Origin of the sequence: Methanogenium cariaci JCM 10550 (assembly GCF_001315945.1) — an archaeon.
Lineage (GTDB): Archaea > Halobacteriota > Methanomicrobia > Methanomicrobiales > Methanomicrobiaceae > Methanogenium > Methanogenium cariaci.
In genome coordinates this window covers 13,341-38,178 of record NZ_BBBG01000018.1, presented here as the reverse complement: position 1 = coordinate 38,178, position 24,838 = coordinate 13,341, and the positions used below count along the sequence as shown (strand labels likewise).

General features: G+C 54.4%; 35 protein-coding genes, 1 tRNA gene and 2 pseudogenes. 31 read left to right on the top strand and 7 right to left on the bottom strand.

Going from position 1 to position 24,838, the window contains the following annotated elements; all coding sequences use genetic code 11:
• Positions 1–24: 24 nt before the first annotated feature.
• Positions 25–474 carry a hypothetical protein gene (locus tag JCM10550_RS12855; RefSeq protein WP_157200273.1) on the bottom strand — a complete coding sequence of 150 codons (450 nt, stop codon included), beginning with the start codon at positions 472–474 and terminating at the stop codon, positions 25–27.
• A gap of 101 nt (positions 475–575) precedes the next feature.
• On the opposite strand from JCM10550_RS12855, the gene JCM10550_RS12850 reads away from it, so the two are divergent.
• From JCM10550_RS12850 to JCM10550_RS17425, 28 genes and pseudogenes are all read left to right on the top strand, one after another.
• Entirely contained in the window at positions 576–1,247 is a 672-nt protein-coding gene (locus JCM10550_RS12850) for an FmdE family protein (RefSeq protein WP_245619190.1), read from the top strand.
• 259 nt (positions 1,248–1,506) lie between these two features.
• Complete coding sequence (locus JCM10550_RS25245) at positions 1,507–2,136, top strand: C1 family peptidase (RefSeq protein WP_062399698.1); 630 nt, start codon at positions 1,507–1,509, stop codon at positions 2,134–2,136.
• Positions 2,100–2,489, top strand: coding sequence for a C1 family peptidase (locus tag JCM10550_RS25240; RefSeq protein WP_062399696.1), 390 nt, complete (start codon positions 2,100–2,102; stop codon positions 2,487–2,489). Before JCM10550_RS25245 ends, JCM10550_RS25240 begins: the two co-directional genes overlap by 37 nt.
• The gene (locus JCM10550_RS12835; protein ID WP_062399694.1) at positions 2,453–3,004 is read left to right on the top strand and encodes a lectin like domain-containing protein; all 552 of its coding nucleotides are present in this window, start codon (positions 2,453–2,455) and stop codon (positions 3,002–3,004) included. The genes JCM10550_RS25240 and JCM10550_RS12835 overlap by 37 nt, the downstream gene beginning before the upstream one ends.
• Positions 2,992–3,489, top strand: a complete 498-nt coding sequence (locus JCM10550_RS12830; RefSeq protein WP_062399692.1) for a hypothetical protein — start codon at positions 2,992–2,994, stop codon at positions 3,487–3,489. Before JCM10550_RS12835 ends, JCM10550_RS12830 begins: the two co-directional genes overlap by 13 nt.
• A 25-nt stretch (positions 3,490–3,514) precedes the next feature.
• Positions 3,515–5,332 carry a PGF-pre-PGF domain-containing protein gene (locus tag JCM10550_RS12825; RefSeq protein WP_281175402.1) on the top strand — a complete coding sequence of 606 codons (1,818 nt, stop codon included), beginning with the start codon at positions 3,515–3,517 and terminating at the stop codon, positions 5,330–5,332.
• A 326-nt stretch (positions 5,333–5,658) separates the two neighbouring features.
• Positions 5,659–6,207, top strand: coding sequence for a C1 family peptidase (locus JCM10550_RS12820; RefSeq protein WP_062399688.1), 549 nt, complete (start codon positions 5,659–5,661; stop codon positions 6,205–6,207).
• Between the two features lie 400 nt (positions 6,208–6,607).
• Positions 6,608–7,509 (top strand): annotated as a pseudogene (locus tag JCM10550_RS23335) (lectin like domain-containing protein).
• Entirely contained in the window at positions 7,398–8,717 is a 1,320-nt protein-coding gene (locus JCM10550_RS12805; protein ID WP_172673904.1) for a right-handed parallel beta-helix repeat-containing protein, read from the top strand. Before JCM10550_RS23335 ends, JCM10550_RS12805 begins: the two are co-directional and overlap by 112 nt.
• A 9-nt stretch (positions 8,718–8,726) precedes the next feature.
• Positions 8,727–9,407, top strand: a complete 681-nt coding sequence (locus JCM10550_RS12800; protein WP_062399680.1) for a PGF-pre-PGF domain-containing protein — start codon at positions 8,727–8,729, stop codon at positions 9,405–9,407.
• 233 nt (positions 9,408–9,640) lie between these two features.
• Positions 9,641–9,958, top strand: a complete 318-nt coding sequence (locus tag JCM10550_RS12795; RefSeq protein ID WP_062399678.1) for a hypothetical protein — start codon at positions 9,641–9,643, stop codon at positions 9,956–9,958.
• A 202-nt stretch (positions 9,959–10,160) separates the two neighbouring features.
• A pseudogene (locus JCM10550_RS23330) lies at positions 10,161–10,592 on the top strand (C1 family peptidase); the annotation flags it as partial.
• 96 nt (positions 10,593–10,688) lie between these two features.
• Positions 10,689–10,874 (top strand): lectin like domain-containing protein, encoded by a 186-nt coding sequence (locus JCM10550_RS23325; protein WP_245619197.1) that lies wholly within the window; start codon positions 10,689–10,691, stop codon positions 10,872–10,874.
• 28 nt (positions 10,875–10,902) lie between these two features.
• Positions 10,903–11,328, top strand: coding sequence for a lectin like domain-containing protein (locus JCM10550_RS19830; protein WP_245619196.1), 426 nt, complete (start codon positions 10,903–10,905; stop codon positions 11,326–11,328).
• Between the two features lie 29 nt (positions 11,329–11,357).
• Positions 11,358–12,080, top strand: a complete 723-nt coding sequence (locus JCM10550_RS12780) for a right-handed parallel beta-helix repeat-containing protein (RefSeq protein WP_062399673.1) — start codon at positions 11,358–11,360, stop codon at positions 12,078–12,080.
• Complete coding sequence (locus JCM10550_RS12775; protein WP_062399671.1) at positions 12,077–12,814, top strand: NosD domain-containing protein; 738 nt, start codon at positions 12,077–12,079, stop codon at positions 12,812–12,814. The genes JCM10550_RS12780 and JCM10550_RS12775 overlap by 4 nt, the downstream gene beginning before the upstream one ends.
• A complete protein-coding gene (locus JCM10550_RS12770) occupies positions 12,811–13,584 on the top strand; it encodes a PGF-pre-PGF domain-containing protein (protein WP_062399669.1) in 774 nt (257 codons plus the stop codon). Before JCM10550_RS12775 ends, JCM10550_RS12770 begins: the two co-directional genes overlap by 4 nt.
• Positions 13,585–13,905: 321 nt before the next feature.
• Positions 13,906–14,199, top strand: a complete 294-nt coding sequence (locus JCM10550_RS12765; RefSeq protein ID WP_062399668.1) for a hypothetical protein — start codon at positions 13,906–13,908, stop codon at positions 14,197–14,199.
• Complete coding sequence (locus JCM10550_RS12760; RefSeq protein ID WP_083475514.1) at positions 14,186–14,734, top strand: hypothetical protein; 549 nt, start codon at positions 14,186–14,188, stop codon at positions 14,732–14,734. The genes JCM10550_RS12765 and JCM10550_RS12760 overlap by 14 nt, the downstream gene beginning before the upstream one ends.
• 35 nt (positions 14,735–14,769) lie before the next feature.
• Complete coding sequence (locus tag JCM10550_RS12755) at positions 14,770–15,441, top strand: lectin like domain-containing protein (protein WP_062399666.1); 672 nt, start codon at positions 14,770–14,772, stop codon at positions 15,439–15,441.
• Entirely contained in the window at positions 15,393–15,590 is a 198-nt protein-coding gene (locus JCM10550_RS12750) for a hypothetical protein (RefSeq protein ID WP_062399664.1), read from the top strand. Before JCM10550_RS12755 ends, JCM10550_RS12750 begins: the two co-directional genes overlap by 49 nt.
• A gap of 10 nt (positions 15,591–15,600) precedes the next feature.
• The gene (locus JCM10550_RS20745) at positions 15,601–15,762 is read left to right on the top strand and encodes a hypothetical protein (RefSeq protein WP_218185211.1); all 162 of its coding nucleotides are present in this window, start codon (positions 15,601–15,603) and stop codon (positions 15,760–15,762) included.
• Positions 15,763–15,791: 29 nt separating this feature from the next.
• Positions 15,792–16,901, top strand: a complete 1,110-nt coding sequence (locus JCM10550_RS12745) for a NosD domain-containing protein (protein ID WP_172673903.1) — start codon at positions 15,792–15,794, stop codon at positions 16,899–16,901.
• 21 nt (positions 16,902–16,922) lie between these two features.
• Positions 16,923–17,048, top strand: coding sequence for a hypothetical protein (locus JCM10550_RS25235; protein WP_281175399.1), 126 nt, complete (start codon positions 16,923–16,925; stop codon positions 17,046–17,048).
• Positions 17,008–17,688, top strand: coding sequence for a PGF-pre-PGF domain-containing protein (locus tag JCM10550_RS12740; RefSeq protein WP_083475512.1), 681 nt, complete (start codon positions 17,008–17,010; stop codon positions 17,686–17,688). Before JCM10550_RS25235 ends, JCM10550_RS12740 begins: the two co-directional genes overlap by 41 nt.
• A gap of 878 nt (positions 17,689–18,566) precedes the next feature.
• Positions 18,567–18,995, top strand: a complete 429-nt coding sequence (locus tag JCM10550_RS23320; RefSeq protein WP_245619189.1) for a hypothetical protein — start codon at positions 18,567–18,569, stop codon at positions 18,993–18,995.
• A 322-nt stretch (positions 18,996–19,317) separates the two neighbouring features.
• Positions 19,318–19,605, top strand: a complete 288-nt coding sequence (locus JCM10550_RS19825; RefSeq protein WP_062399656.1) for a hypothetical protein — start codon at positions 19,318–19,320, stop codon at positions 19,603–19,605.
• Positions 19,502–20,350, top strand: a complete 849-nt coding sequence (locus JCM10550_RS17425) for a hypothetical protein (RefSeq protein WP_083475508.1) — start codon at positions 19,502–19,504, stop codon at positions 20,348–20,350. Before JCM10550_RS19825 ends, JCM10550_RS17425 begins: the two co-directional genes overlap by 104 nt.
• A 71-nt stretch (positions 20,351–20,421) precedes the next feature.
• On the opposite strand, the gene JCM10550_RS19820 is transcribed toward JCM10550_RS17425, so the two are convergent.
• The 4 genes from JCM10550_RS19820 to JCM10550_RS12710 form a co-directional block, all read right to left on the bottom strand.
• The gene (locus JCM10550_RS19820; RefSeq protein WP_062399653.1) at positions 20,422–20,721 is read right to left on the bottom strand and encodes a DUF2179 domain-containing protein; all 300 of its coding nucleotides are present in this window, start codon (positions 20,719–20,721) and stop codon (positions 20,422–20,424) included.
• A gap of 172 nt (positions 20,722–20,893) precedes the next feature.
• Positions 20,894–21,025 carry a hypothetical protein gene (locus JCM10550_RS25230; protein ID WP_281175398.1) on the bottom strand — a complete coding sequence of 44 codons (132 nt, stop codon included), beginning with the start codon at positions 21,023–21,025 and terminating at the stop codon, positions 20,894–20,896.
• 15 nt (positions 21,026–21,040) lie between these two features.
• Positions 21,041–21,181 carry a hypothetical protein gene (locus JCM10550_RS19050; RefSeq protein ID WP_157200267.1) on the bottom strand — a complete coding sequence of 47 codons (141 nt, stop codon included), beginning with the start codon at positions 21,179–21,181 and terminating at the stop codon, positions 21,041–21,043.
• A gap of 389 nt (positions 21,182–21,570) precedes the next feature.
• On the bottom strand, positions 21,571–22,356 hold the full coding sequence (locus tag JCM10550_RS12710; protein ID WP_062399649.1) for a restriction endonuclease: 786 nt from the start codon (positions 22,354–22,356) through the stop codon (positions 21,571–21,573).
• Positions 22,357–22,650: 294 nt separating this feature from the next.
• On the opposite strand from JCM10550_RS12710, the gene JCM10550_RS12705 reads away from it, so the two are divergent.
• Positions 22,651–22,737, top strand: a tRNA-Ser gene (locus JCM10550_RS12705).
• Positions 22,738–23,293: 556 nt separating this feature from the next.
• Positions 23,294–23,623, top strand: a complete 330-nt coding sequence (locus tag JCM10550_RS12695) for a hypothetical protein (protein WP_062399646.1) — start codon at positions 23,294–23,296, stop codon at positions 23,621–23,623.
• On the opposite strand, the gene JCM10550_RS12690 is transcribed toward JCM10550_RS12695, so the two are convergent.
• Complete coding sequence (locus JCM10550_RS12690) at positions 23,620–23,886, bottom strand: hypothetical protein (RefSeq protein ID WP_157200266.1); 267 nt, start codon at positions 23,884–23,886, stop codon at positions 23,620–23,622. The two genes, JCM10550_RS12695 and JCM10550_RS12690, sit on opposite strands and share 4 nt — an antisense overlap.
• Positions 23,887–23,959: 73 nt before the next feature.
• On the opposite strand from JCM10550_RS12690, the gene JCM10550_RS12685 reads away from it, so the two are divergent.
• Entirely contained in the window at positions 23,960–24,151 is a 192-nt protein-coding gene (locus JCM10550_RS12685) for a hypothetical protein (protein ID WP_062399642.1), read from the top strand.
• A gap of 45 nt (positions 24,152–24,196) precedes the next feature.
• On the opposite strand, the gene JCM10550_RS12680 is transcribed toward JCM10550_RS12685, so the two are convergent.
• The gene (locus tag JCM10550_RS12680; protein ID WP_281175397.1) at positions 24,197–24,838 is read right to left on the bottom strand and encodes a DUF3089 domain-containing protein; all 642 of its coding nucleotides are present in this window, start codon (positions 24,836–24,838) and stop codon (positions 24,197–24,199) included.

The window sequence follows — 24,838 nt, the reverse complement described above, 5'->3', positions numbered from 1 at the left end:
ATGGAAAATGGACTCTGCCCCCCCTCAGAAGGGGGGGAGAGTGACATATTCCATCTGTTCGATTTTTGTCGTTACCACCGGGTTCTTTCCTTCGGTGACAAGATCCGCGTATCCCACCGGGCCCGCTTCCAGAATAATGGTCACGGTTTCCGTCCGGGTAGTGTCGGGTGCGATGGTGCCGAACTCCACGCTCTCGTGAGCCATCCGTGACATCTGGCTGGCATCAGGGGGGGTCTGTAGGGTGATACCGGCGATCACATCCTTTGCCGATGCAGTTCCCGTGTTTGTAACCGTGACGGTCACGGTATACGTGATCGTCTCAGAGGTGGCATCCGTGTCGGTGATGGTGATGTTGGTCGCTTCCACAATCATCTCCGGCTGTGCATCGGTGCATCCTGCGGCGAGGAGGACACAGGCGAGGCAGGAAAAGAGACCGATCAAGCGTAGGTATGAAGAAATGGGAGTCTGTTTCATAATCTAATTCTTTAATCACGCGGGATAATAACACCCATGATTATTACACCGTAATTTCGGCCGATACAGGCATTTATCACTCCGGCAGGCAAAAATAACAGATGATGACAGTAACACTTCCGCCGTTTGAAGAGGTGGCCCTATTCCACGGTCATGTCTGTCCCGGCCTTGCGTTCGGCTACCGGGCGTCCGAGTATGCAAAAGAGTGCCTGAACACCGGCCGATCAGCAGACGAAGAGATGGTCGCGATCGTGGAGAACGACGCCTGCATGATCGACGCCATCCAGTACATCACCGGGTGCACGATGGGCAAGGGGAACCTGATCTTCCGTGACCACGGCAAACCGGTCTACACCTTCATACTCCGGAACAAAGAAAAGGCAGTACGCATTGCCCAGAAACCATCCTTCAGCCAGGAGAACGTTTTCCCGGAGACCGAAGAGATCCACGCACGGATGGCCGCGGGCACCGCCACGGATGCCGACCGGGCAAGGATGCAGGAGATCCGCTCTGCAATGATTGAGAAGATCCTCAGTGCCCCTCTGGATGAAATATACGAATGCAAAGAAGTCACACCAGAACTGCCGGAACGGGCCCGCATCTTCCAATCCGTTCCCTGTGCAGTCTGCGGCGAACCGGTATCGGAGCAGCGGGCCAGAGTGCAGGACGGGAAGGTCGTCTGCATCCCGTGTTTTAACGAATACACCCGCGCTGGTAACAACCGTTCCCCCCCTGTTTTTTCCGCTATACTCCTCCTGATGTACCCCCCCTGACAACAGGCCAGCGAAAGAGTGCCATCCGGGAGTGGAGAATTGCCGGATTTCTCCCGGATTTCAACAGATACCGTTCAAAAATGCATAAACCATCACATTAAAGGTAGTTTCCGGTGACATCTCCCTATTCTTTATCAGGTGAAAAAATGGTATCCCTCCCGTTTAGTAAATCAGCGATTCTCCTCATTACCGCCCTCATCATCGTGCAGGGGGGGCAGCGGCACTCACCATCGAACAGGCACCCCTCAATCCGGCATTTGTGGCATACACAGAAGGCATGGATGCCGGTGTCACCGACCAAATATCTTCCGAAAGTTACGCATACGCGGAACTGACGGAGGAGACGGACGCTCCCTATGCAACCGGTCTGCTCCCGTCGCCGGCACTCGCATTCTGGCCGGACGGGTACACAGCGGAAGCAGTAACCAACGGATCGGCACTGCCCGCCCGCTTTGACCTGCGTGACGAGGGCAGGGCCACCCCGGCCCGTGATCAGGGAAAAGCCGGCAGCTGCTGGGCATTTGCCACCTATGGCTCCCTTGAGTCGACATATCTCACGGATTCCGGGGATGCGATGAACTTCTCCGAGAACAATATGAAGAACCTTTGTTCGGACGAATACCCGAACGGGTTTGACCGAACACCCTACGACGGAGGATTCGCCTTCATGTCCAATGCCTACCTCGTCCGGGGGAGCGGCCCGGTGATGGAGGCCGATGATCCATATGCCCTCCCTTACCCGTCCAACATTTCCCCCCCACCAATCTTGCACCAGTCCTTGACGTGCGTGAGGTCACCCTCCTCCCCCCCCGGACAGGCCCACTCGACAATGATCTCTATAAAGAGACTCTCATGGATGAAGGTGCCATTTGGGTTTCATTCATTGTAAACTGGTCATGTTTTGCAGACAATTACTCCACCTACTACTGGCCGGGTGATGAGTATGAATCCAACAGCGGGCATGCCGTCACTCTCGTCGGGTGGGACGATGATTTCCCGGCGGATGCCTTTGCAGTCACTCCACCGGGTGACGGTGCCTTCATCCTGAAGAACAGTTGGGGCACCGATGCCGGAGAGGACGGATTCTTCTATATCTCCTATTATGATCCCATAGTCGGTCGTTTGGCGCATGCCGATGATGAACCCTATGACTATACCTACTACAACACCCCCCCGGAGCACTCTACACCGGGGGGGTGCCGGCGGTGGAAGAGAAACAGATCTACCAGCATGACCCACTAGGATGGACCACAAGCATCGGCACGGGTCTCAATACCCTCATGATGGGACTGAATGTCTTCACCGCCGACCAGTATGAAGAGGTCACCGACGTGAGTTTCTATACCCGCGAACCGGGAACCCAGTATGTGGCGGCCGTCTTTACCGGCAGTGCTCCTCCGGCGGACGATGACATGCCAGTTGCCTGGATATCCGGCACCACTGCCCTCCCGGGGTATCACACCGTCACCCTCCCGGATACCGTCCCCCCCCTCACTCCCGGAGAGGAATTCTCAGTTCTCCTTATGGTGATCTCACCGAATGATACCTACCCGCTTGTGGTGGAGATGCCAATTGACGGATACTCATCCGGCGCCACCGCAGAGGCAGGCGAGAGTTACGTGAGTATTGACTTGGTAAACTGGGGGGGAGATCTGACTGATATCCACGGCTTCGAGGACACCAATGTCTGTATCAAGCGCACACCCGCCCTCTCACCGTCGTGCCATGGGATTACCCGACCATTATGGAGGCGGTGAACGCCTCGGCAGCGGGTGACACCATCATTGTGGAGAGCGGCACATACCTGGAGAAACTGACAATCGATAAACCGCTCACTCTTCTCGGTATGGGGGGGACGCCTGTGGTCACCGCCACCGAAAATGAAATCGCAGTTCTGGTTCAGGCAGACAACATCACCCTTGCCGGATTCTCTTTTGAGGGAGGGCCAGGGGGGGCCATTTTCGGCGTCAGTATTCAGGGAAATGACACCTCCCTCTATGATCTGGATATCAGCGGATACCTGTGCGGCCTCCTGATCAACCCTGCAGAGCGGCTCTCCATGAGCACCACCGCACTGCATGACAATTACATCAACAGTTACTGGCCGGACATCAGCCAGAACCCCAAAAACAGCATTGATGAGACCGTCACCATGGACGCCGGCCGCTCATATACCGGGAAGGGGGGGTGTCCGGCGAGACGATTGACGCCTCCTCAGATGCAGGAACCGTCATCTGCGTGAACTGTACGGATATGACCATCCGGACATCGAAACAGAGAACACCGGAGAGGGTATCTCCCTGTATTTCTGCCGGGACATCACGGTGGAGAATGTCACCATAAACACGGCCATGGAGGGCGTAATAATCAAATCCTCAGCAAATATTACCGTCAGGGACTCTGTCTTCGGCCCGGATATCTTGTATGGCATCTCTGCACAAGAAATCTCCGGACTGCAGATCGAGGGCAATGAAATGGTCTGCATGGATTATGGTGTGGGAGCACTGGTCTATGTCACAGACAACGCCACCATCACAGACAATACCATTACAGGTGGCCTGGGGAGTGTTGGAATCTGGGCACATGAATCCTCGGACTCCGTTATATCCCGAAATACCATAACGGAGGGCACGGAATACGGCATTGACATCACAAACGGAGATCATCTGAAAGTGGACGGAAACTTGATACACACCATGGACACCGGGATTGAGGCCGGAGGGGTGCAGACCATCACCATCTCCGACAATACCCTGCAGTGCTATGATACCGGGAACGGTCTGGTCATTGATGCAAAAGGGGGGGCGGAGATCACTGGCAACACCGCGGAGAACTGCTCGGTGCAGACCCTGCTGACACTGACAGATTCCGTGGTGCGGGACAACCACTTCTCCGGTGTCGCGTATCCGGTCATCCTTGTTCCGAATGCTCAGGAAGACGTCTTTGTCTACCGCAATGACTTTGTGCTGACAGAAGGGCATGCGGGAACGGACGCTGCCATCCTGCACACCACAACAGCGGACGAACAGAGTCAGAGAGATCTGGACTGGAGAGAGGCTTCTGAACAGATCCGGATGCCGGATGGAATTATGACCAACTGGTCGGTTAACGAGGCATACGGGGGGGTCATACCTGCAGTCTCAATTACCCGCACTGCAGAGGAAGAGATTGTGATGCGCAGTCCGGTCTGGCACTCCCCCCCGACAGAGGTAACCTACTGGTACTACGAGCAGGTATTCACCCGGCCGATGGGCAACTACTGGAGTACGTATAACGGCACCGACACCACCCATGACGGCATCGGCGAGACGGCGTTTGTCATCCGGGAAAAAGATTTGGACACTTCACCGCTGATCATGGCATCCGGACGGTATACGGACCACAGCATGCTGCCCGCAACAGATGAGGATCCGTCGGCAATTATTGCGGATGCAGGTCACCTGAACGCCGGTGACTCTGCGACACTCCACTTCACCGGCTCTGCGGTGCAGACCGTCACGGTCACCCCAAAAGAAGAGAGCGGACGAATTCTTCTCAGCCTCGAACAGGCAGGCACCGGCCCGGACGGGCTGGAAGGGCCGGTTTACCAATACCTCTCTGCACAGCTCAACGGCATGACAGATGAAAACGTCAAAGAGGCAAAATTCTCCTTCCGGGTCGCCACGACATGGCTGAACACAGAGAAGCTGCTTCCAGCGGATATGGTCCTCTGGCGGTTCCACGATAATGCATGGCAGGAGCTGCCCACCTCAGTTCTCCGGGAAGAGAACGGATGGATATACTACGAGGCCACCACACCGGGTTTCTCCTCGTTTGCCATCGCCGCCGGTGACAAACAACAGGAGGAAGTCCCCCCCACCGATGTCGTTGTGCCGGAAGGGGGGGGAACGGATACCAGTGACGTTGCTGTCACCGCGGAACCGGTGAATGAGACGACGCCGGAACCGCCAGTTACGGTCACCATTCCCGGAGAGGAAGGCACGGGAACGCCGACCGGCACCACCCCGCAACAGAGTCCGCTTGGACTCATCCCGCTCATCGGCGGAGCAGCAGGTGCCATGATCCTCTTCCGGAAACGTTACTAAAACAAGGGAATGAATCAGGGAGAAACCGGCCCCCCCCATCCAATTCTCCTTTTATTATCTCCCGGTCTCTTTTTCAGCACCGTCTTTCATGGAAATTAAGCAATTTCAGACCTGTGCTCCATCAGAATACAGGACACAGGTACATTCCAGCACTTTAATCCCTGATTCTGGAGACAAGTTCACCATACATTTTAAGGTGACGACATGCCCCCCACATCGTTAAAACATTCAGCAATTCTCCTCATAACAGCCCTCATCCTTGTGCAGGGGGGGCAGCAGCGCTTACAATCGAACAGGCACCGCTCAATCCAGAATTTGTCGCATACATGGAAGGGCTGGACACAGATAACACCGACCAGTATTCCATCGAATGTTATGGTGATTTCTTCCCGGCAACAGGCACTGATACAATGCCGTATGCAACCGGAGATATCCCCGCACCAATTGTCATGGTCTGGCCGGACACGGATACGAAAGATATTTTTCGAGCGACAGGGGGGGTGGCCGAAGAGGCATACCCTCCCCCCCACTTTGATCTCCGCGATGACAACAGGGTCACTCCGGTTCGTGACCAGGGGAAATGCGGCAGTTGCTGGGCATTTGCCGCATACGGCTCGCTCGAATCAACATATCTCACCGATACCGGAACCGCAGAAGACTTCTCTGAAAACAATATGAAGAATCTCTTATCAAACCTCTACCCGGACGGATATGACAGGGATCCCTGCGATGGAGGAAACGCCATTAAGTCTACAGCCTACCTCACCCGTGGCAGCGGCCCAATACGGGAGGCAGATGACTCATATATCCTTCCAATACCCTCCAACGTCTCCCCCCCCACTGATCTCCACCGGTGCTTGACACCCACGAAGTGACCTTTTTGCCGACCCGGACAGACCCTCTCGACAACGATCATTTAAAACAGACTCTCATGGAAGAGGGTGCTCCGGGTTCGTTTCCTGGTGAACTATTCCTGTTTTTCTTACAAAGGAATCACATATTATCATCCGGATGAAGGATATCCCCCCCCAGAGGTGGCCACGCTGTCACGCTCGTCGGATGGAATGATACCTTCCCGAAAGAGGAGTTCCGTGTAACACCCCCCCAGGTGACGGGGCCTTTATTCTGAAAAACAGCTGGGGCACCGATTTCGGGGAGGACGGATATTTCTACATCTCCTACTATGACCGCTCATTAGACACAGGCGAACCGGTAGTATTCACCGGCGTTCCCGCTGATGAAGAGAGACAAATATATCAGTACGACCCTCTCGGAGTGACCACACAAATAGGAACCGGAACGGACACAACCTACTGTGCGGCCAATGTATTCACCGCTGGCAATTATGAAGCACTCACTGATGTGAGTTTCTACACCATTGAACCGGATACGGACTACACGGTTGCCATCTTTACCAACTTCACCACCCCGCCGGGCGATGCCGCACCGGTCGTATGGACATCCGGCACCAGTGCACTCCCCGGCTACCACACCATCTCCCTCCCGGAGACAGTCACTCTTATGCCCGGAGAGGTATTTTCTGTTGTCCTGGAGATCACCTCCCGACCAGTGTTTACCCACTTGCAGTAGAGTTGCCGATTCCCGGACACTCATCCAAAGCCACCGCCGGGCCGGGCGAAAGTTATGTGAGTGACGATGGCGACACGTGGGAAGACCTGACCCTCTCCCGCCCGAATACCAATGTCTGCATCAAGGCGTTCACGCATCCCCCCCTCACCGTCGTGCCACGAGATTACCCGACCATTCTGGACGCAGTGAACACCGCAACATCCGGTGACATCATCATTGTTGAAGCAGGCACCTACCACGAAGAACTGGTGCTGAATAAATCTCTCACCCTCTTTGGTGTGGGTATGCCGGTTATCGCCACCCCCCGGAAGATGGAATTGGTGTTGAAATTGAGGCAGACAACTGCACAATCTCCGGGTTCTCCTTTGAGGGAACAAAGGGGGGGGAAAACCTTGCCGTGGGTATCTCAGGAGATGACTGCACGTTGTTTAACACTGAAATCACCGGCTGCAAATTCGGCCTTTATATCAGGGATGTGCAGGGTCTCTCCTTATCCACAATCGCAATGCACGACAATACCTACAATCTCATTTACTGGGACTACTGCGAAAACCCCGGCAACACCATTGACGAGACGGTCACCGTGAACGGCCGGCCGGTCATCTACCGGAAAAGTGTATCAGGGGGGGAGACCATCGATGCCACTTCAAACGCAGGAGCCATCATCTGTGTGAATTCTACCGACATCACTATCCGTGACACCACAACAGAGGCCATGGGAGATGGAATTACCCTCCTCTTCTGCCGGGACGTGTGCGTGGAGAATGTAACCGCGGACAAGATATTTAGCGACAGCGTGTGGGCTTCTTCCTCGGAGAATATCTCCGTGCATGACTCTTCGTTTGGTCCGGACATATATCATGGTATTTTTGCGGAAGGAACCAACGGACTGCAGGCAGCCGGAAACAATTTTGCATACCGGTACGGTGGTGCAGGGGTGTCCCTCATAAGAGTGAATGACACCCTCATAACAAACAACACCATGAGCGGCGATGAAGACTGTATGGGAGTGATGGGAAATGAGACCTCCGGGTTAATTGTGGCCGGAAATACGATAGAAGGCGGCACGGGCTACGGCATCGACATCATAAATGCAGACATGATCACCGTATCCGACAACACGATGGATGTCACAAAATATGGAATCCAAATTCAAAACGGGGAGATGATCACCGTTTCCGGCAATACTGTCCAATGCAATGACATAGGGGGGGTTGGCATGCTGATGTTCATGGCAGATGGAGCAGACATTGTCGGCAATACCATGGAGAACTGCTCAATGCAGGCAGGGATGATTCTGAACAATTCCGTGGTGAGGGACAACCACTTTTCCGGTGCCGCGTATCCGCTTGTTCTCGCCCGGGATGTAGAGGAAGATGTCTATGTATACCGCAATGATTTTGTGCTGACAGAAGGGCATGCGGGATTGGACGCCGCTGTCCTGCACACCACAGCAAACGAAGCGTGGCTGGATAACACGGAGTGGGGGGGAGAGGCAGTGGTGCAGGTCGGAATACCAAACCGTGCGGATACAGGAGACAGGCATGCTGACATGGCATTTGCCTCTCTGACAGCAGACAGTTCCGCCCGGATGGACGGGGGGGAAATGATTTTTATGTACAGCCCGGTGTGGCACTCCCCGACCGAGGAGACCTACTGGTATTACGGGCGGGCATTTACCCAAACGATGGGCAACTACTGGAGCACCTACAACGGCACCGATACCACCCATGACGCATCGGGGGGGAGACGCCATTCACAATTTCCGGAGAACAGACGGATATCCACCCGTTAGTGAACCCTGTTGTCCGCTACTTCAACGAAAACCCGCTGCCCCCACGGAGATGAGGATGCATCCGCCGACATGGCAGCAACACCCGCCCTGAGCGCCGGAGAGTCTGCAACACTCCGCTTCACCGGCTCAGCCGTGCAGACCGTTACAATCGCTGCGAAAGAAGGGAGTGGACGTATACTCCTTACCGTGGACGATGCAGGCACTGGCCCGGACGGGCTGAAAGGACCGGTCTACCAGTATCTCTCCGCACAGCTCAGCGGCATGACGGACGATGAAATCAGTGGAGCGGAATTCTCCTTCCGGGTGCCCGCTGCATGGCTGAAGGCCGAAGGGATTCTTCCGGCAGACATGGCTCTCTGGCGTTTCCATGACGATGCATGGCAGGAGCTTCCCACATCGGTTATCCGGGAAGAAGACGGATGGGTATACTTTGAGGCCACCACACCGGGCTTCTCCTCCTTTGCCATCGCCGCCGGTGACAAACAGGAAGTGACAGGCACCACCGATGTTGTCGTGCCGGGGGGGGATGCCGGAACAGATACCGTTGACGTTGCGGTCACGACGGAACCGGTGAATGAAACCACATCCGAACCGCAGGTGACCGTCGCCATTCCCGGAGAGGAAGGCACGGGAACACCGACCGGCACCACCCCCCCACAGCAGAGCCCGCTTGGTTCATCACTGTCATAGGTGGGGCAGCGGGTGCGGCCCTGCTCTTTAGGAAACGCTACGAAAACAAGTGAGTGAGTCCGTGAGAAACCGGTCACAACCGGTTCTCTTTTTTATAATCTCGATCTTCTTTCAAAATTTTTCAGGAACGCAGAGTCCGTTGCATGCTCGCAGATCTCAAGGACACAGGTACATTCCAGCACTTTAATGTCTGATTCTGGCGACAGATTCATCATACATTAAAAGGTGACGTCATGGTACCCATATCGTTAAAACATTTAGCAATTCTGCTCATTACTGCCCTCGTACTCATACAGGGGGCAGCGGCACTCACTATCGAACAGGCACCCCCCCTCAATCCGGCATTTGTTGCATACACAGACAGGTTGGACACGGCTGACAGTGACCGGTATTCCATCGACTGCTACGGCTGCGGCGACTCCTGCACGGCGACAGGCACAGACCCTTCTTTGACTGGACTTATCCCGGCCCCCCCTGCAATCGTGGTCTGGCCGGACGGATATACAGCAGATACCGTCACATATGCAGAAGCACTCCCCCGCCCGGTATGATCTCCGTGACTATGACAGAGTCACCCCCGGTCCGTGACCAGGGCCGGTGCGGCAGCTGCTGGGCATTTGCAACATATGGCTCGCTTGAGTCAACGTATCTCACCGACTCAGGAGAAGCAGAGGACTTCTCTGAGAACAACATGAACAATCTCTGTTCAAACCTCTCCCCCCAGGGATTTGATTATGCACCTGCAACGGAGGAAACTTCTTCATGTCGTCTGCCTATCTCGCCCGTGGTAGCGGGCCGGTGCAGGAAGCAGATGATCCCTACCTCACCCCGATACCATCCAACACCTCACCCACCGATCTCTCCCCCCCGGTGCTGGATGTCCGTGACATCACCTTCCTTCCGCCACGGAACGGTCCTCTTGACAACAGCCGGTTTCAGCAGAAGCTTATGGATGAGGGTGCCATCGGGGGGGTTGCATTCCTGATAAACGATTCCTGTTTTGCAGACAACGACACCACCTACTACTGGCCGGGTGAGCAGTATGCCATTGACGGCGGGCACGCTGTTGCGCTTGTCGGGTGGGACGATACCTTCCCAAAAGAGAACTTTGCCGTTGAGGCACCGGGTGACGGCGCATTTATTCTCAAAAACAGCTGGGGAACCTGGCAGGGGTCTGACGGATACCTCTACATCTCCTATTATGATCCCCCCCGGCTGGGACATTTCTGGGACGATGAACAGGCATATTATGATGGCGAAAACGGGGATTCCGCTCCCGGAGTGCTCTTCACCGGAGTTCCCACCGACGTAGACAACCGGATCTACCAGTATGACCCCCCCCTCGGCTGGACCGCCAGTATCGGCACCGGCACGGACACCACCTTCTATGGAGCCAACGTCTTTTCCGCAGAGCGCTACGAAGAGCTCACCAACGTGAGCTTCTATACCCGCGAGCCGGGGGGTTGACTACACTATTGCGATCTTCACCGACTTCATCACTCCACCGGGCGACGAAGCACCAGTCGCATGGGCGTCCGGCACTGCTGAACTCCCCCCCGGCTACCACACCATCTCCCTGCCGGATGCAGTCTCTCTTTTTCCCGGCGAGGACTTCTCGGTGGTGCTGAAAGTCTCCTCCCCCCCGACCGATACCCACCCGCTGGTCGTGGAACAACCAATTGAGGATTACTCGTCCAACGCCACCGCAAAAGCGGGCGAAAGTTTCGTAAGTGAAGACGGAGACACCTGGGAAGATCTGACCCTCTCCTCTCCCAATACCAATGTCTGCATCAAGGCGCACACCAGCCCCCCCCTGACCATGGTTCCACGGGACTATCCGACCATTCAGGACGCAGTGAATGCCTCGCGTCCGGTGACACAATCATTGTTGAAGCAGGCACCTACCCCCCCGAAGAGCTGACTCTGGAACAGCCAGTCACCCTCTTCGGTTTGGGGAAACCGGTTGTTGCCACTCCCGCAGGTGGCATCGGTGTGGAGTGTGAGGCAGACAATATCACCATCGTCGGGTTCTCCTTCGACGGAAACGGTGCCGCACTCGGCGGCATCGGCATCCTGGGCAATGACGCCACCCTGTATGATATCGAGATCAGCGGCTACGAACACGGCCTGTATATCGGTTTCATAGACAGAATCTCTCTTTCCACCACCGCATTGCACGACAACAGAAACAATCTTGAGTATGCAGACTTTCAGAAGGACACCGGCAATACCATTGATGAGACGGTCACCGTGAACGGCCGACCGGTTGTCTACCGGGAGGGCGTTTCAGGAGAGATCATTGATGCCACGTCAGACGCGGGTGCCGTCATCTGTGTGAACTGTACGGACATGATCATCCGTGACATTGCCCCCGGAGCCATCGAAGACGGAATATTCCTGTTCTCATGCCGGGATGTGATAATGGGGGGGAATGTCACCGCAAACGAGGTATCCCACGGAGTGCTGGCATATGAATCGGCGAATATCATTGTGCAGGATTCCTCGTTTGGCCCGGATGTGGATTCCGGTCTGAGATTGTACCAGATATCCGGTGCTCTGGTGGAAGGCAATGAGATTGTCTGCCACGATGGGAGAGCAGGGATCGAATTCATGTATGCAGAGGACACCACGATAGCAAATAACACCATCACCGGGGGGGAACGATCGCGGTGAGGGGGGGGAGTCTCCTCGTCAACACCACCATAACGGGCAATACCATCGATGATGCCTGGATGGGCATTGGCTCCATAATGGGAGAGGATCTGGCAGTGACCGGCAACGCAGTGAATTGTTCCATTGCCGGGATCTATACCGACAATATGGGGAACATTCTGGTCTCTGACAATATCATCCGGTGCAACGATACGGGCATCGGCATTGTGATCTGGGCTGACGGAGCGGATATCAACTCCAATATCGCCGAAAACTGCTCAGCACAGGCATTGATGAAACTGAACGACTCTGTGGTGTACGGGAACTCTTTCTCCGGGGCGGTGTATCCATCCATTGAAGGAAGGGACGAAGGAGGAGATGTCTTCGTATACCGCAATGACTTTGTTTTGACCGACGGCATCCTGTTTGGGAGCATCCTCAGTACCTCCGCTGCGGCAGAGGACATGCCGGAAGCGGCGGATATCGCAGCAGACGTCTTTGACCGCTGCCTCAGCATAGACGACACCCTGTTGGACTATCCCAGTCCAACCGGGGAATTCAGAGGCATGAGCCTGAAGGCCGATACAAGCGTTGAGGAGATGCAGACGGGTGAGACAAATGTCACCTGGCACTCCCCGACAGAGGTAACCTACTGGTATTACGGGCGGGCATTCACCCAGACGATGGGCAACTACTGGAGCACCTACACCGGCACCGATACCGACCATGACGCATCGGGAACACACCCTTCATGATTTGGGACAATGAGACCGATATCTGCCCGTTAGTGAACCCCGTTGCCCGCTACTTCAACGAAAACCCGCTGCCCGCAACAGATGAGGACGCGTCCGCCGACATGGCAGCAACACCTGCCCTGAGCGCCGGGGGGGATACGGCAACACTCCGCTTCACCGGTTCTGCGGTGCAGACGGTCAGTATCACTACGAAAGAAGGGACCGGGAGAATTCTTCTCACCGTGGACGACGCAGGCACCGGCCCGGACGGGCTGGAAGGGCCAGTCTACCAATATCTTACGGCAGAACTCAGGGGGGGCATGACCGATGATGAAGTCAGCGGGGCCGCTTTCTCCTTCCGGGTCTCTGCGGCATGGCTGAACGCAGAAAAACTGCTTCCAACGGACATGGCCCTCTGGCGTTTCCACGATAATAGATGGCAGGAACTCCCCCCCACCTCTCTTCTCCGGGAAGAGAACGGATGGGTATACTATGAGGCCACCACACCGGGATTTTCCTCGTTTGCGATCGCCGCCGGTGACGGACAGCAGGTGGCAGTCCCCCCCACCGGTGGCGTTGTGCCAGAAGGTGGAACAGATACGGTTGACGTTGCCGTCACCGCGGAACCGGTGAATGAGACCGTGACAGAACCGCAGGTGACCGTCGCCATACCCGGAGAGGAAGGCACAGGAACGCCGACAGCTACCATACCGCAACAGAGCCCGCTTGGGTTTATCCCGCTCATCGGCGGGGCAGCGGGTGCCATGCTCCTCTTCCGGAAACAGGAATAACGAGTGAATGAATAGTTGAGAAACCGGTCCCCATCCGGTTCTCCTTTTATTATCCCCCAGTCTCTTTTTTAACACCATCTTTCATGGAAATTAAGCAATTGCAGACCTGTGTTCCTGCAATATATGGAAAACAGGCACATTCCAGCACTTTAATGCCGGATTCTGGCGACAGATTCATTATACATTAAAAGGTGACGCCATGACACCCATATCGTTAAAACATTCAGCAATTCTCCTCATAACAGCCCTCATCCTTGTGCAGGGGGGGCAGCAGCACTCACAATCGAACAGGCACCCCTCAATCCGGAATTTGTCGCATACATGGAAGGGCTGGACGCAGATAACATCGACCAGCATTCCATCGAATGTTATGGTGATTCCTGTCCCGCCACAGGCACCGATACAATGCCTTATGCAACCGGAGATATCCCGGCACCGATTGTCATGGTCTGGCCGGACACAGATACTATAGATGTTTATCGTGCAACAGAGGCAGGCGGAGAGGTGTTCCCCCCACCCGGTTTGACCTCCGTGATGAGGGCCGGGTCACCCCCCCGGTTCGTGACCAGGGTGGTGCGGGAGCTGCTGGGCATTTGCCACAATCGGCTCACTTGAGTCAACATATCTCACCGATACCGGAACGGCAGAAAACTTCTCTGAAAACAATATGAAGAATCTCTGTTCAAACCTCTACCCGGACGGCTTTGATTATGGTCCCTGCGATGGAGGGAACGCCCAGATGTCTGCAGCCTACCTCACCCGTGGCAACGGCCCGGTGCAGGAGACAGACGACCCCTATCTTCTCCCGATGCCATCCACCATCTCATCCATCAATCTCACTCCGGTTCTGGATGTCGATGAAATAACGTTTCTGCCGCCGCGGACAGGCCCGCTCGACAACAGCCTGTATAAGCAGACACTCATGGATGAAGGTGCCATTCAGATTTGGTTCCAGATAAACATCTCATGTTTTACAGATAACGACACCACCTATTACCTGCCGGATGGGGGGACTATCCCATTGCGTGTAACCATATCGTCACACTCGTCGGATGGGACGATGCCTTCCCTAAAGAGGATTTTGCCGTCACGCCACCGGGTGACGGGGGGGCCTTCATTCTCAAAAACAGTTGGGGGGGCACCGGTTTAGGGGATGACGGATACTTCTATATCTCCTATTATGATGTGTCACTGGACTATGCTGTGCTCTTCACCGGTGTTCCCGCTGATGAAGAGAAACGGATTTATCAGTACGACCCCCTCGGAGCGACCATGGAAATCGGCACCGGAACGGACACCACCGCCTATGCGGCCAATGTCTTCACGGCAGACAACTACGAAGAACTCACCGACGTGAGTTTCTACACCCCCCCGGAACCGGGGGGGACAGACTACACGGTTGCCATCTTTGCCAACTTTACCACCCCGCCGGGAGATGCCGCACCGGTGGCATGGGCATCCGGCACCAGTGCACTCCCCGGCTACCACACCATCTCCCTCCCGAAGACGGTGCCCCTAGTGCCAGGCGAGGAGTTCTCAGTCGTCATGAAAGTCACCACCCCCCCCACCTTTAACTATCCGATTACCATAGAAACACCCATCGATGGATATTCGTCCAAAGCCACCGCAGGTCTAGGCGAAAGTTATGTGAGTGAAGATGGGGAAACCTGGGTCGATCTGACCACTATATACCCGGATACCAATGCCTGCATCAAGCGTTCACGCATCCCCCCCTCACTGTCGTGCCACGTGATTATACGACCATTCAGGAGGCAGTGGACGCCGCAGTGTCTGGTGACACCATCGTTGTGGAAGCGGGCACCTACCCGGAGAAACTCACGCTCAACAAACCAATAACCCTGCTGGGCGTGGGAACACCTGTTGTCACCACATCGGAACATGGAATCGGAGCGGAAATATATGCAGATAGCGTCACCGTTGCCGGATTCTCCTTCGAGGGAAGTGAGGGAGCATTCGGGGGGGCATCGGCATTCGGGGGGGAATGACTGCACCTGTATGACATCGGCATCAGCGGATACAAAGACGGCCTCCACATCGGAAATGTCGGGGGGGGCCTCTCTCTTTCCACCATTGCACTGCACGACAATACAAACAACCTCGAGTTCACAGAACTCACAGATGAACCAGGGAACTCCATTGACGAGACCGTCACCGTGAACGGCCGGCCGGTTATATATCGGGAAGGAGTGTCATGCGAAATAATTGATGAATCTTCAGATGCAGGGGGGGCTGTTATCTGCGTGAACTGTACAGACATCACCATCCGTGACACCACAACAAAGGCCATCGAAGATGGCATTGCTCTGCACTACTGCGATGGCGTCACTGTTGAAAATGTCACCACGGACATGGCAACCAGCGGATTGTTGGTATATGACTCGGATAATGTCTCGGTGCGGGGGGGCTCTACGTTTGGCCCGAACCTGCGGAATGGCATAAAAACAGAGGAAATTTCCGGATTCCTGGTAGAAGAAAACGAGATTTCCTGCCAGGAGAGAGGTTCCGGGATACGCCTCGCAACGGCAGAGGATATCACTATCACGAACAACACCATATCCGGTGGAAGAAATAGTGTTGGTGTGATTGGCATGCTGGTAATAAACAGCCGGGTAACCGGCAATACCATCACCGATGGCACGGATATTGGCATAGGCATTGGATATGGAGATGAACTGGTTGTATCCGGAAACACGGCGGAATCCCCGGTATGCGGAATATATGTCAATTCTGTGTGGAACACTCTCGTTTCCGGCAATACCATCCGGTGCAATGATACGGGCTACGGCATGGTGATCAGTGGAGATGGTCTGGAAGTTACCGGCAATATCGCTGAAAACTGTTCAATACAGGCCACAATGGAACTGAACGATTCCGTTGTAAGCAAAAATTCCTTCTCAGGAGCAGAATACCCTGCCATTGTCGTATGGCCGGAAGGAGGGGATGTGTTTGTGTACCGCAATGACTTCGTGCTGACAGACACAGAACCCACTCCTGGTATCTCCAGTGCATCTGCCACCGGGACAGCAGTCATGCCAACGAAGACAATGGATTTAGCAGATATTATCCGTAGCACCGGTCTCCCGGATGACGAAATTTCACTGCGGGAACTCTCTATGGAGGCTGTTGCCTGTGGCATGACAGACACAGCCGCCACAGCATTACCGCCGGAGGCGGAAATGAAGAGTGCTGCCTGGCACTCCCCCGGCAGAGGAGACCTACTGGTATTACGGACGAGCATTCACCCAAACGATGGGCAACTACTGGAGCACCTACACCGGCACCGACACCACCCATGACGCATCGGGAACACACCCTTCATGATTCGGGACAATGAGACCGATATCTGTCCATTAATGAACCCCGTTGCCCGCTACTTCAACGAAAACCCGCTGCCCGCAACAGATGAGGACGCGTCCGCCGATATGGCAACAACACCTGCCTGAGTGCCGGAGATACGGCAACACTCCGCTTCACCGGCTCTGCGGTGCAGACGGTCACCGTTACCACCACAGAAGATACCGGACGAATACTCCTTACCGTGGACGATGCGGGCGCGGCCCGGACGGGCTGGAAGGGCCGGTCTACCAGTACCTCTCCGCACAGCTCAGCGGCATGACGGATGATGAAGTCAAAGAGGCCACATTCTCCTTCCGGGTCTCTGCGGCATGGTTGAACGCAGAAAAGCTGCTTCCCGCGGATATCGCCCTCTGGCGTTTCCATGACAATGAATGGCACGAGCTTCCCACCTCCCTTCTCCGGGAAGAGAACGGATGGGCATACTATGAGGCCACCACACCAGGCTTTTCCTCGTTTGCGATCGCCGCCAGTGACGGACAGAAGGTGACCGTCACCACCGATGCTGCCGTGCCGGGTGGAGAAACCAAAACAGATACTGCGAATATTTCCGTCACCGGGCCATCCGGGAATGAAACTGCATCCGAACCGCAGGTGACCGTCGCCGTCCCAGAGGAAGGCACGGGAACGCCGACCGGCACCACCCCCCCACAGGAGAGTCCACTTGGTCTTTTCGCCATCATTGGCGGGGGGGCAGCAGGTGCGGCCCTTCTCTCCCGGAAACGGTAAAAAATAAAACGGGCGGATGGATTGTCGGGAGACCGGTCACATCCGGTTCTCGTTTTCTTTTTCAGTTGTATTCTCTCCAATTCTCTTTTGATAACGGACAATGCCGGTTCAGGGTGTTGGTTCATGACAACGACCTCAATAGGGATATCTGTCCGTCTCTGTTTTTTCAAGATCGGGGGGGGAGATGATGTGCCGGATATCAATGCCCGGCAAATCGTTATTTTACCAAATGTGGGGGGGTTACCCTGTTGCCATTGGACAATATACATGGAGACGGTGCGATGAAAAAAACAGGAACGTTTCAGAGAACGGCCATCGGATTACTGGCCGCCTTGCTGCTGATCAGTCTTCTGTGTGCGATGCCGGTCGCAGCAGAGGCAGGAGAAATACTGATCTGGGGGGGGATGACAGGTATGCCCGTTTCAATGATACCCCTACAGGAAATGAATTTATTCAGGTTGACGCAGGCTTGGATTACAGCCTGGCACTCACAGAAGACGGCAGCATTTTCGAATGGGGAATGTGTGCCGGCGAGTGCAATGACACACCCACAGGAAACGGGTTTACCCAGATCGCAGCGGGGTGGTCACACAACCTGGCACTGACAGAAAACGGTTCTATTGTCGCGTGGGGGGGATGGGATCGCTATGGAGCGTGTAGCGATACACCCACAGGAAACGAATTTATCCAGGCCTCAGCGGGATATGCCCACAACCTGGCGCTGACGGAAGATGGCATGATTGTCGCATGGGGGGGATGGGATCGCGATGGACAGTGCAGCGATACACCCACAGGAAACGGGTTTACCCAGGTCTCAGCAGGATATGCCCACAGCCTGGCGCTGACGGAAGATGGCACCATTGTTGCATGGGGGGGAGGTGACTTGGGAGAGACAGTGCACCGGGGGGGCGCCCACAGGAAACGGGTTTACCCAAATCTCAGCAGGAGAGTTCCACAGTCTGGCACTCACGGAAGACGGCACCATTGTTGCATGGGGGGGAGCAGACGGGTTCTGTGATGCACCCACCGGAAACGGATTCATACAGATTTCAGCAGGAGAGTTCAACAGCCTGGCACTCACAAAAGACGGCACCATTGTCGCATGGGGGGGAGATGATCATTTTAGCCAGTGTAGCGGTGCACCCACCGGAGACGGATTTATACAGGCAAACCCGGGTAATTTTCACAGTCTGGCAATTAAAGTCACAAAACCACCGGCAGTCCCTGAATTCCCGTCACTCAGTGTATCTCTTTTGCTGGTTGCTGGTGTTGTGGGCTCTCTCCTGCTAGGGCGACAGATACACTAATTCCACACCCTTTTCTCCTCTGCCGAACATGTCACCAGTCACGCAGATCGTAAACGAAAGGACACCAATCAAAATTCCTGAAAAAACTGCAATTTTCGCCTGAATATCGTAATATCAGAGACTGTCCGGGCACTTCACAAATTATGCAGCATGATAAAATTCGTCCCCGCATCCTTCCGGAATTTCATAATCGTTTCACATTATCACGCAGAATATGCCGTCAAATCTGATTTTGCTACAGGCGCCATGCATATCGTTATGAACCATGAAAGAGGGCTACCCCCCCTCATCCATTGGAAAACTTTGATGGAGGTGAAAAAGGATGGAAAAAGAAGCAATGATATTTTGGAGAACATTCACAGGATTCGCGGCTTTGACTCTTCTGATGAGTCTTCTGGGTGTGACACCAGTTGCGGCAGAAGGAGGAGAGATTGTGGCATGGGGGGGAGACGACTGGGGCGGTCAGTGTAGCGAAGTCCCTTCAGGAAATAATTTCATAATGGTTGATGCAGGAGGGGGGGGCATGGGTTGGCGCTCACGTCAGATGGAACAATTGTGCATGGGGGGGATCAGACTATTACTACAAGTGCAGCGATGCACCAACAGGTAACGGATTTAAACAAGTAGCTGCGGGATCAGAATACAGCTTGGCACTGACATCTGATGGAACAGTTGTGGCATGGGGGCGGGATGATCATGGCCAGTGTAGTGACGCACCAACAGATAACGGGTTTAAACAGATAGCCGCGGGAGGATGTCATAGCCTCTCTCTTTCGTCAAACGGGTCGATTTTTGCATGGGGATGGGATCGCGATGGACAGTGTAGCGATACACCCACAGGAAACATATTTAGACAGGTTGACACAGAAGGATGCCACAACCTAGCACTCACCTCGGACGGATCGATTGTTGCATGGGGGGGAAGGAATAACTATGGTCAGTGTAGTGACACACCAATAGGTAATGGGTTTAAACAAATAGCAGCAGGAGGATATCATAGTCTAGCCCTTACTTCTGATGGGTCAATTGTGGCATGGGGGGGGCGAGATGACTATGACCAGTGTAGTGACGCACCAACAGGTAACGGATTTAAACAGGTGACTGCAGGCGAATTTCATAGCTTGGCATTGACTTCAGAAGGAAAAATTGTGGCATGGGGGCGAGATGACTATGACCAGTGCAGCAAGGCATACCCTGGAAAAGGATATAATCAGGTTTCTGGAGGATTTTTCTATAGCTTGGCAATTATCGGCGATGAATCACCGGCAGTCCCTGAATTCCCGACATCATCAGTATCCCTCGTGTTGATTGTTGGTCTTGCCGGAGTCGTGCTGCTGGCACGGCGGAGAGAATAATTTCAATAATTCCCCCCCTAATTTTTAGCTCGATCTCCTCCGGATATTCAGTGACCCCCCCCACTACCGACTCACTTCCCTTTCCGGTAGCGGCCGGACAGCCATCGATGGGGGGGTTTTCGATAGAGATGGGGAATCACCCCTCCATTCGCCGAACGGACATCGGCGAGGGTGTAGAAGGCATGGGGGGGATTATGCCGATGGACCATCCCGATCACTGCTTCGAGGTCTTTGCGCTCGATCACCAAAAAGATCAACCTCACCGGGCCATGCTTTCCGACCGCATCCACAACGGTCACGCCGAAATTGTTGGATTTCAGTGAAGCGATCAGATCTTCCGGATTGTGATGGGTGATGATACGGACCAGCATCAGCCAATAGCCATCCGTCCCTCCACGATGATCCCGACATAACTGCCAACGGCAAATCCGGCCGCATAGGCAACGTAATTGACGATGCTCCCGAGATTCTGAAATATCTGGCTGATCGCAACAAGCCAGATGAGTATCTCGACAAAGCCAACAAGGGGGGGAGCGAGCAGTCTCAGCCCCCCCGTGAGACAAAGATAATCCTGAGCGTCCCGAAGGTGACATCGGCGACGCGGGCAGTGAAGATGAGAAGCGGGAGAACCACCAGGGAGAAGAACTGGGGGTCCTGGACAAATGAGAGGTCCATTCTCATATCCTCCGGTCAAACAGGGATAAAGTCGACAAAATCCTTCAGCTGTTCCACGACATGGCTCGTCACCATCTCGCCATTCCACCGGCAGTGATCAAACTCAATGCATCTGCTGACCACGACCGACGGGGGGGTGACAAAACTCCTTGGCATGATTCTTTCTCTCCCGGCCCCCCTGCCCGGACGAAGGGGGGGTGTCCCTATTGTTTATATGTCTGTTGCCCGGTGGAGAATCAGCCGCTGCATATATCCCCCCTCCATGCAAAAGCCACCGGGACCGACGGGTCGATAGAAACAGGATTCGGTATTAAAAAGAGATCTGCACCGGAGACTATCGATCCCGTGCAAAGCACAGCGTTCCTTCTTCAATTCCCTCACCATCGCCGGACGTTTCAATGCGAAACCGTGGTGGGAAGTAGGTATTCAAATAGTATCACACGGAACATCCACGTCCAGAATACCTTTCCATCATCAGAACAGATACCATATCTCCCTGCACTGCCGATCGTAAACACGATTTTCCACGGGATAGTGGTGCAGCATCATTCTTCCAGCTTCTTCGCCCGGTCCACCAAAATTTGTGTCTCCTTTACCGGAATACCGGTCTTTTCGGTCAGCCCATCAGGAGCATATCCCAACAACTGCCCCCCCACCGTCACGACCCCCCCTGCATCCACCAGTCTTTTTCTTGTTCTGGCATTGACCCCCCCTTTTATCAGGGTCACCGGACAGAGCTTCACGTCGGCCACCATTGACGCGATATTCTCGTCTTTCGGGTTGTCCCAGCCGATGTGTTTGATATCCCAGCATGCGGCATACCGCTTGGCGTGGGCGGAGAGTTTGGTGTTGCAGACGATCATCGCCTTATCGATGGTGAAATGGTTTTTTCCCGCCTGGTAGCCTTCCTGAACATCCTCGACAATAGCCCGTGCGATACGTCCCTCGTCAAGACCGGTCATGCGGTGATGATTGTGGTGGTGCTTTACCTCAACAAAATAGGTAACTCCACCTTTGCGGGCGATCGCATCCACCTCATGCTCACCACACCGGCCCTTCAGTATTCTCCCCCCCTCTTCAACCGCGTAGCCGGAGCCTTTCAACAGTGCCTGAACATAGAGTTCAAAGTCAGGTTTCGGACCGAGCAGACCGATGGCCCTCCGTACATTTGTCCGGCCTTCGACCGAGGGCTGGTATTTGCGTGCAGAGGTATGGATGATACGCAGAATGTCCCGGGTCCGGATGCCATCATACAGGCGACGTTCCACATCTGCGGCGACCTCTACGACATAATCATCCGGAACCCCCCCATAGTTGCGGGCGGTACGCATCACCCGGTATCGGTCATAGGGCTGGCGGGTCCCGTCTGCTTGATCACATGTTTCATCTCTTTCGTAACTCCCGTGGGTGACAGCCCGGCAGAGAAAGAACTGTCATTCCGACCACCTTATGCTAAGACTCTTGTGTGTGCCGCAGATATATGATAGTTATACCAGCCGGGGCCATGATTGCCGGTCTTTCCGTGTCGTATGGGCAGATCCTTGCAGCATCTTTATCTCCGCACCGCTTCGCTACTATTATACCCCCCCCGGAGGGGGGGCAACTATTGTCCGCACATTTTTCATGCCGAGATAGTCTAGCCCGGAAAGGCGGGGGCCTCGAAAGCCTCTGGTGTTCGCACCCCCCCGGGAGTTCAAATCTCCCTCTCGGCGTATTTTACCAAACAAGAGAGCGACAGGCATTTTTTACCGGCGGGTTCTCCACCCCCCCGGTGGTCAGACCCGCATCTGGATGTCGCGTTCAGGAACGCGGATTCCGGAGAAGGAACCGGGCGGGGGATATGAATAGGTGGAGAAAAAAGAGACCGATTCTGAGGGAAATACCCTGACCCCCCCCGGCAGTGCACAGCACCGGAAATCTTCTATCCCTGCCGGGCACATCCAATCGATGCCGGATACCGGAAAAACAGATATATCAGGTGCCCGATATCGGTACCTCCCATCTCTTTCTCCCTGCATACGCTACAGCGGATCGTTCCGTGAGCAAAATCCAGTATCACAATTATTTAATAAGGTGTGATTTTATGTGACAAACCATAACATATTTATGCATAAATGTATTAGTGAAGAGTGCCGGAAACGCACTGGTATCCACCCATGGGGGGGTGTCCTGGTGTGCCGGGTGTTTTGCCCATGACTGCACGAACCCGATTCCCGGCCTTGTTGTGGGCCCGTCACACAAAAAAAGAGGCAAACGAAAATGCAGAGAATGGTTGAACTTGAAGGCAGGGACATTGTTCTGGATACGGAGAACGACACCGGAGTATTCCTTGCCCCCCCGCGACCGGTCTCGGAGGATGACCGCCGGTACGGGCGTGGCAGGGATCTCTTCATAAAAAATCGTGAAGAAAGACCGGACATCTACTACCTGTACCGGTGGACGGAAATTCCAGGTGAAGAAGAGAAGATCACCATTGTAACCAGGAATATCGCCGAGCGGTTCCTTGAAGAACATGGTCTGATTCTTGCCAACTATCCGGAAGAGAGGGCAGGCAACAGACTAAGCAACTACGGCTACGGGCTTCTGGAGGAATTCTAAATCTGACCGGGCCCCCGGAGTGAAGGGAACTGTATGCCGCAGGAAGGAATGTCAATGAGCAGGAAACCCATAGGCCCGGTCAGCCAGACGGACGGGCCCCCCCTTCCTGCTGTTGGGGGGGGAGCACACATGAACACTTCCTTTCCCATTACCAGACCCAATCCGTTTCCCCCCGTCCACATGCAACGATCAGCTGACCTGAAAGACAGGTATATTTCATCAGAACATAGGGGGGGGACACCGTTGGGAAAAGATGATTCCATCGGGATACCTCCTGTGATAGAGAGACTATTTTTCCCATTTTCCCATTTCACCCGGTAAATATCTGGCATTTCCATGGTCACCAGAACGGAACAAAACCCCAATCAGGTCGTTCAGGCAATGGGGGGGTGCCGGGAGACAGGGACATCATACCTGATCCATCGCGATAAAGACAGACTTCACTACCTGTTCTCCTCTTTGCCCTCTGGTATGGTACTCATATCAGTCCACACCGGAGGAGAGCAGTCCGGCATCATCCGGTTCTGAAACCCAATGCAGGCCTTTTGAAAAGACAAAGACAAAAAAAGGGAATTATTGTTCGGAAAACGCCTGAATCCGGTCACCGACATTCTGTTCGAGGTTCCGGTAGAAGAGGCCATAGTCATAGCGGTGATACACACCCTCAGGCTGATTGCCGAAATCAAGGTCAACGTCCTCCGGGAGTTTTGTTATGAGGGCACCTGTTGCAAGATCAATCTGTGCGTCACAGTATTCGGGTTCTTCACGCAGGAACTCGCCGGTATGGTCATTGTAAAAGACTGAACCGAGATTTTCTGATTTCGGAGCATAGGTGTCGTCCGTCTTCCAGTTCAGCGGGTTGATACAGTGGGCAACCGGGAACAGCATGCGGCTCTCAACAGACGGGTCAGCCTGGGTGTTGTAGGTAATAATAACCCCCCCTACATCATCCGCACCTTCTGCTATTTTGAGTCCGGATGCTTCGAGGTCGGCATCGGTGATGGTGTATCCAATCAGATACGCGGCAACCATACGGTTGCGGAGGTCTTCGTCATCGCCGAAGCGGTTCTTTATGAGCTCGATTAATGCCATCGTTCCCTGGCTATGACCGGCAAGAATGAACGGACGGCCTTCATTGAGATTGTCAATGTAGTATTCAAAGGCATCTGCCACATCAACAGCACCCTGTTTGAATTCCGGTGAATCCGTTGCCAT